At 72.2% G+C, this 5,502-nt stretch carries 4 protein-coding genes; 3 read left to right on the top strand and 1 reads right to left on the bottom strand.

Annotated elements, in window-relative coordinates; translation table 11 throughout:
- The first annotated feature begins 295 nt into the window (after positions 1-295).
- Positions 296-865: a Uma2 family endonuclease gene (locus E1283_RS30880; RefSeq protein WP_132821477.1), complete on the top strand. Its 570-nt coding sequence runs from the start codon at positions 296-298 to the stop codon at positions 863-865.
- On the opposite strand, the gene E1283_RS30875 is transcribed toward E1283_RS30880, so the two are convergent.
- Positions 848-2,059: an ROK family protein gene (locus tag E1283_RS30875; protein ID WP_207930592.1), complete on the bottom strand. Its 1,212-nt coding sequence runs from the start codon at positions 2,057-2,059 to the stop codon at positions 848-850. The two genes, E1283_RS30880 and E1283_RS30875, sit on opposite strands and share 18 nt — an antisense overlap.
- A 170-nt stretch (positions 2,060-2,229) precedes the next feature.
- Between E1283_RS30875 and E1283_RS30870 the strand changes: the two genes are divergently transcribed.
- Positions 2,230-3,603, top strand: a complete 1,374-nt coding sequence (locus tag E1283_RS30870) for an MGH1-like glycoside hydrolase domain-containing protein (protein WP_243745221.1) — start codon at positions 2,230-2,232, stop codon at positions 3,601-3,603.
- A gap of 50 nt (positions 3,604-3,653) precedes the next feature.
- Positions 3,654-5,502, top strand: a 1,849-nt coding sequence (locus E1283_RS30865) for an amylo-alpha-1,6-glucosidase (RefSeq protein WP_132821474.1), incomplete at its 3' end; no start/stop codon positions are given.

Genomic DNA, 5,502 nt, shown 5'->3' with positions numbered 1-5,502 from the left:
GAGGGGTGATGAGGGATGGGGTTTGCGTTTCCGGCACGGGACTCGACTCCTCGTGAACGGCTGCCCTGACAGCGGGAGGTTACCCCGCCAACCGCTCATCTGAGCGTTCCGGTCATCATTCGTGGCAGGCATCACGCCCACGAAAGGGCTAATTCCAGCCTAAGCCGCCCAAGGCGACGGGGCACGGCGAGGCGAGACGCGCCCCTGTACTGGGCCCGAAATTCGAACGGCGTACATGCTCGTCGCGAGACCTTTGGGGGACACTGAAACCTCCCGAGAGGAGGCGAAGGGAACCGTGAGCGTTGCGTACGAGGAACATGTCGGGCCCTGGACAGTCGACGAGGTCTTGGCCCTGCCCGAGGATTCACGTGTCCGGATCGAGCTGGTCGGGGGGGCACTCATGATGAGCCCCAGCCCAGGCACACCGCATCAGCGGGCCTCGACTCGGTTGTTGAAGCTGCTGGACCGGGCGGTCGAGGCCGCCGAGGCACCGGTCGAGATCTTCCACGACCACAACGTGATCGTGTCGGACGGACTACTGATCCCAGACATCGTCATCGCGGACGCCGAGGGCGCGGCCCAGGCGACCATCCACCTTGAGCCGCGTGACGTGCTCGCCGTGATCGAGATCGCCTCGCCCTCTACTCAGGTCACGGACCGCAAGATGAAGCCGGTGCTCTACGCTGCCGCCGGCATCCCCAGCTACTGGCGGGTCGAGCTGGCACCGACACCGCGGATCCATGTGGGCGAGCTTGGCCTGGGAGGCGCCTACGCGGAGGTCACCGTGCAGGCCGGCACCCGGACTCAAATCAAGAGGCCATTCCCCTTCGAAATCGACCCCGCCGATCTACTGCTGCGTCGCTGAGAGGGCCGCCGACGTCAGCCGGCGGTCGGCCTCGGTCGGGGCGTAGAGCGACTCGACGACCATCGTGCCCGCCCCGGCGAGGCCGGCGCGGTCGCCGAGCTGGGACGTCACCACCTGCAGGTACGCCGTGGTGCGCGGCATCGCGCGCTGGTAGAGGAGCTCCCTGACCCCGGTCAGGAACGGGGGTCCTGCGAGGTCGCCGGCGATCATCAGGACACCGGGGTTGAGCAGCGTGACCACCGTCGCCAGCACGCCGCCGACCAGCCGGCCGGCCTCGCGGGCCAGCCGTACCGCGTCGGGCTGGCCGATGGACAGCTGGTCGCGGACGCCGGAGCCGGAGGCGGTGGGAATGCCGGCCGCCGTCAGCTGCTCGGCCAGGGCGCGGCCGCTGGCCACCGCCGCCAGGCAGCCGTAGGAGCCGCAGCGGCAGAGCGCGTGGGTGTACTCGCTGAGCCTGATGTGCCCTATGTCACCGGCGGCGCCGTCGATCCCCCGGTACATCTCGCCGCCGGCCACCATCCCGGCGCCGATGCCGGTGGAGACCTTGATCAACAGGAACGCCGAGCAGTCGGGGTAGCCGTGGCGCTGCTCGGCGTACGCCATCAGGTTGGCGTCGTTCTCCATCAGCACGGGTATCCGGGCGTCGCCGTGGCAGTGCTCGGCGAACGCGCGCCGCATCCGCTCCCGGATCGGGTAGCGATCCCAGCCGGGCATGATCGGCGGCTGGACGACCTGGCCGGACCGCGAGTCGACGGGCCCCGGCACCGAGAGGCCGATGCCGCAGACGGCGGAGGCCGGCACCCCGGCCTTCTCCAGCAGCGCCGCGAACCAGTGGCCGAGCCGGTCGAGGACCTCGTCGGGGCCCTGGTTGATCAGCAGCGAGCCCGAGTGCTCGGCCAGCAGCCCGCCCGCCAGGTCCAGCACGGCGGCCCGCGCGTGCCGCGTCTCCAGGTCGGCGCAGAGCACCACCGCGTGGGAGGCGTCGAACTCGATCCGCACGGCTGGGCGACCGCCGGTCGGGGCCTCTACCGGATCGCCCGCCGTCTCCCTGATCCACCCGGCACCGAAGAGCTGGTCCAACCGGTGACCGACGGTCGACCGGGAGAGCCCGGTGATCCGCTGGAGCTCGCCGCGCGTTGTCGCCTGTCCGCTGCGGATCAACCCCAGCAGGTGCCCGGCGCTCGCCTGGTTCATCACACCGCCTGCCTTCCCCGTGACTGATTCCTCACCCCCATTTAGCTTGTGAAGTAGATATTACAGCGGTACTTTTGCGTGTTAAGTAGACGTAACTCTGCGGTACCTTCGACAAAACAAGTGGTGCGGCCGCGCTGCGGCAGCAAAAGCCAGAGTCCTTCGGAGCTCACGTGGAACGCGCTGATCTGCCCCCCGGCCTCCCCTCGATCGCATACAACGGCGCGCAGCGCGTTCTCGCCCGCAACTGGACCGGCTCCTCGACGGTCCCCTCCAGAGCCCTCTACCCACACCAGTGGAGCTGGGACTCCGCGTTCATCGCCATCGGGCTGCGCCACGTCTCCCCCGACCGCGCCCAGCGCGAGCTGGAGACGCTGCTGACCGCCCAGTGGCAGGACGGCCGGATCCCGCACATCGTGTTCAACCCGGCCGTCCCCCTCACGGCCTACTTCCCCAGTCCGGACTTCTGGCGATCCTCCACCGCCGGGGACAAGGCCGGGGCGCCCGCGACCGTCGAGACCTCCGGGATCGTGCAGCCGCCCGTCCACGCCCTCGCCGCCTGGCTGGTCCACCGGGCCGACCCCGCCGCGTCCACGCGCCGGGGCTTTCTCCGTCGGGTCTACCCCCGGCTCGTCGCCTGGCAGCGGTACCTCACCGGCCGCCGTGACCTGGGCGGCCGGGGCCTCGCGTCAATCGTGCACCCCTGGGAGTCCGGCATGGACAACAGTCCGTGTTGGGACCAGCCGCTGGCCAGGATCGAGCCCGCCGACGTGCGCACCTTCCACCGCGCCGACCTCGACCACGGCTGCCGCGCCGACCGCCCCACCGACCTCGACTACGGCCGCTACGTCCGGCTCGCCGCCTCCTACCGCGACCGCGGCTACGCCGACGACGCCGGCTCGCACCCGTTCGCCGTCGAGGACCCGGCGCTCAACGCCCTGCTGATCGCCTCCGAGCACGCCCTGGCCGAGATCGCCGCCGTCATCGACGCCGACCCGGCCGACCACCTGGTCCGTGCCGAGGAGCTCACCACCAACCTGCTCAAGCGGCTGTGGAACCCGGACGCCGGCATGTTCCTCTGCCAGGACGTGATCACCGGCGAGCACATCACGGAACGCGGCGTCAGCGGCCTGATCCCGCTGATCCTCCCCGACCTCCCCGACGAGGTCGTCGCCGCCCTGGTGCGCACCGCCACCGGCGAACACTTCGGCCTCGGCGGGCCCTCCCGGCTGGCACCGAGCTACGACCTGACCGGGCGGGCCTTCGACCCGTCGCGCTACTGGCGAGGCCCCGCCTGGTTCAACATCAACTGGCTGCTGGAGCGCGGCCTGCGCCTGCACGGCGCCACCGAGCAGGCCGACGCGCTGCGGGCCGAGGCACTGAGCGCGGCCAACGCGACCGGCTTCGCCGAGTACGTCGACCCGTTCACCTGCGAGGCACGCGGCAGCCAGGACTTCAGCTGGACGGCCGCGCTCACCATCGATCTGCTCATGGAACCGCACGTCGAACCGCTCGCCACCCAGGCCCAGGGCGCGTCGCACGCCTGACGCCCACCGCCAGGGGACAACCGAAGACATGAAGACACCAGGGGATCGCAGTGCTCACTACACACCACTGCCTGCTCGTCCGGGACGGCACCTTCGCAGCGATCGGGCCTTCCGGGGACATCACCGGCGACCGCGGCCCCTGGCCTGACGGCCTCTTCGCCCGGGACGCCCGCCACCTCAGCCGCTGGCAGCTCACCGTCGACGGCGGCACGCCCGCCGTGCTGGTGCCGGCGGCCGTCGGGGACGAGGCCCGGGCCAACGCCGTCCTGACGCCGCCCGGCAGCCGCGCCGAGCCGCCCGCGCTGACGCTCTTCCGCGAACAGTCGGTGCGCGCCGGCGGGTTAAGCGAACGGATCAGGATCAGCAGCAACCACGGCGAACCGACGACCGCCCTGCTGGCGTTGACCGTCGACGCCGACTTCGCCGACCAGTTCGAACTACGTGGCGACCACCGCTGGTACGAGAAGCCACACGCCGTACGCACCCGCGCGATCCTGCCGGACGGCGTGGAGTTCGGCTACCGGCGCCACGAGTGGCGCGCCCGCACCGTCGTCACCACCTCGCCCGCGCCCGACGTGGTCGAGGAAACCGGCAGCGGCGCGCGCCGGTTGCGCTGGCAGGTCGAGCTACCGGCCCACGGCAGCGTGGAGTTGGCGCTCCGCGTGGACGCCCACCCGCACGGCGCGCCGGAGCCGGACCCCGTACTCCCCATGCCGGCCGGCCGGTTCGCGACGGTGGGCGGGCTCGGCGGCGTGCCGATCCCGGACGACTGGCCCGAACTGTCGGCCGCGTGCGAACAGGGGCTCGGCGACCTCGCCGGCCTCCTCGTACCGGCCACCGGGCCCGACGGCGAGCCCCTTCGGGTGCCGGCGGCCGGCGTGCCGTGGTTCCTGACACTGATCGCCCGACACGCCCTCGTCACCTCGCTGTTCATGCTGCGCGCCAGGCCCGAACTGGCCGCCGCCACGCTGCTCGCACTGGCCGCCACCCAGGCCACCGGCGCCGACCCGCGGCGCATCGCCGAGCCGGGCAAGATCGTGCACGAGCTGCGCCACGGCGAACTGGCCCACTTCGACCAGGTGCCGTACGGCCGCTACTTCGGCGCCGTGGACAGCACCCCGCTGTTCCTGCTGCTGCTCGGCGCCCACGCGCAGGCCACCGGCGACGAGAAGCTGGCCCGCCGCCTGGAGCGGCACGCTCGCGCCGCCGTCGAGTGGATGTTCCAGTACGGCGGCCTCGCCGACGGCGGCTACCTGCTCTACCAGGCGGACCAGGGCGGGCTCGCCAACCAGAACTGGAAGGACTCCCCCGGCTCCGTCTGCGCCGCGGACGGCACCCCCGCCAAGGGCGAGATCACCGCGGCCACCGCCCAGGGCTACGCGTACGCCGCGCTCAGCCAGGCGGCCCGGCTGGCCCGCACGGCCTGGGACGACGCCTCGTACGCGGACGTCCTCGACGACGCGGCCGAGGGGCTGCGGGCCCGCTTCCTTCGGGACTTCTGGCTGCCGGAACACGACTTCCCCGCCCTGGCGTTGGACGGCGCGGGCCAGCGTGTCGACGCCCTCGGCTCGGACGCCGGACACCTGCTGTGGACCGGCATCCTCGACCGCGAGCGCGGCCGGGAGGTGGGCCGGCGGCTGGTCCGACCGGACTTCTTCACCGGCTGGGGCATCCGCACCCTGGCCGCCGGCCAGCCGGCATACCACCCGCTCTCCTACCACCGGGGCAGCGTCTGGCCGCACGACAGCGCGATCGCGGCCCTCGGCCTCGCCCGCTACGGCCTCCGCACGGAGGCCCAGACGGTCGCCCGCGGCGTCCTCGACCTGGCGGCCGCGACCTCCTTCCAACTCCCGGAGGCCGTCGCGGGCTACGCCCGCGACGAGCACCCGACCCCGGTCC

The sequence above is a fragment of the Streptomyces hainanensis genome (genome assembly GCF_004348415.1).
GTDB classification, from domain to species: domain Bacteria; phylum Actinomycetota; class Actinomycetes; order Streptomycetales; family Streptomycetaceae; genus Streptomyces; species Streptomyces hainanensis.
The sequence above is the reverse complement of the archived record's forward strand: the minus strand, read 5'-3'. Positions and strand labels throughout refer to the sequence as shown.

Excerpts from the sequence above, each read along its gene's own strand:
- E1283_RS30875 (WP_207930592.1), bottom strand. The coding sequence starts at position 2,059 with ATGAACCAGGCGAGCGCCGGGCACCTGCTGGGGTTGATCCGCAGCGGA.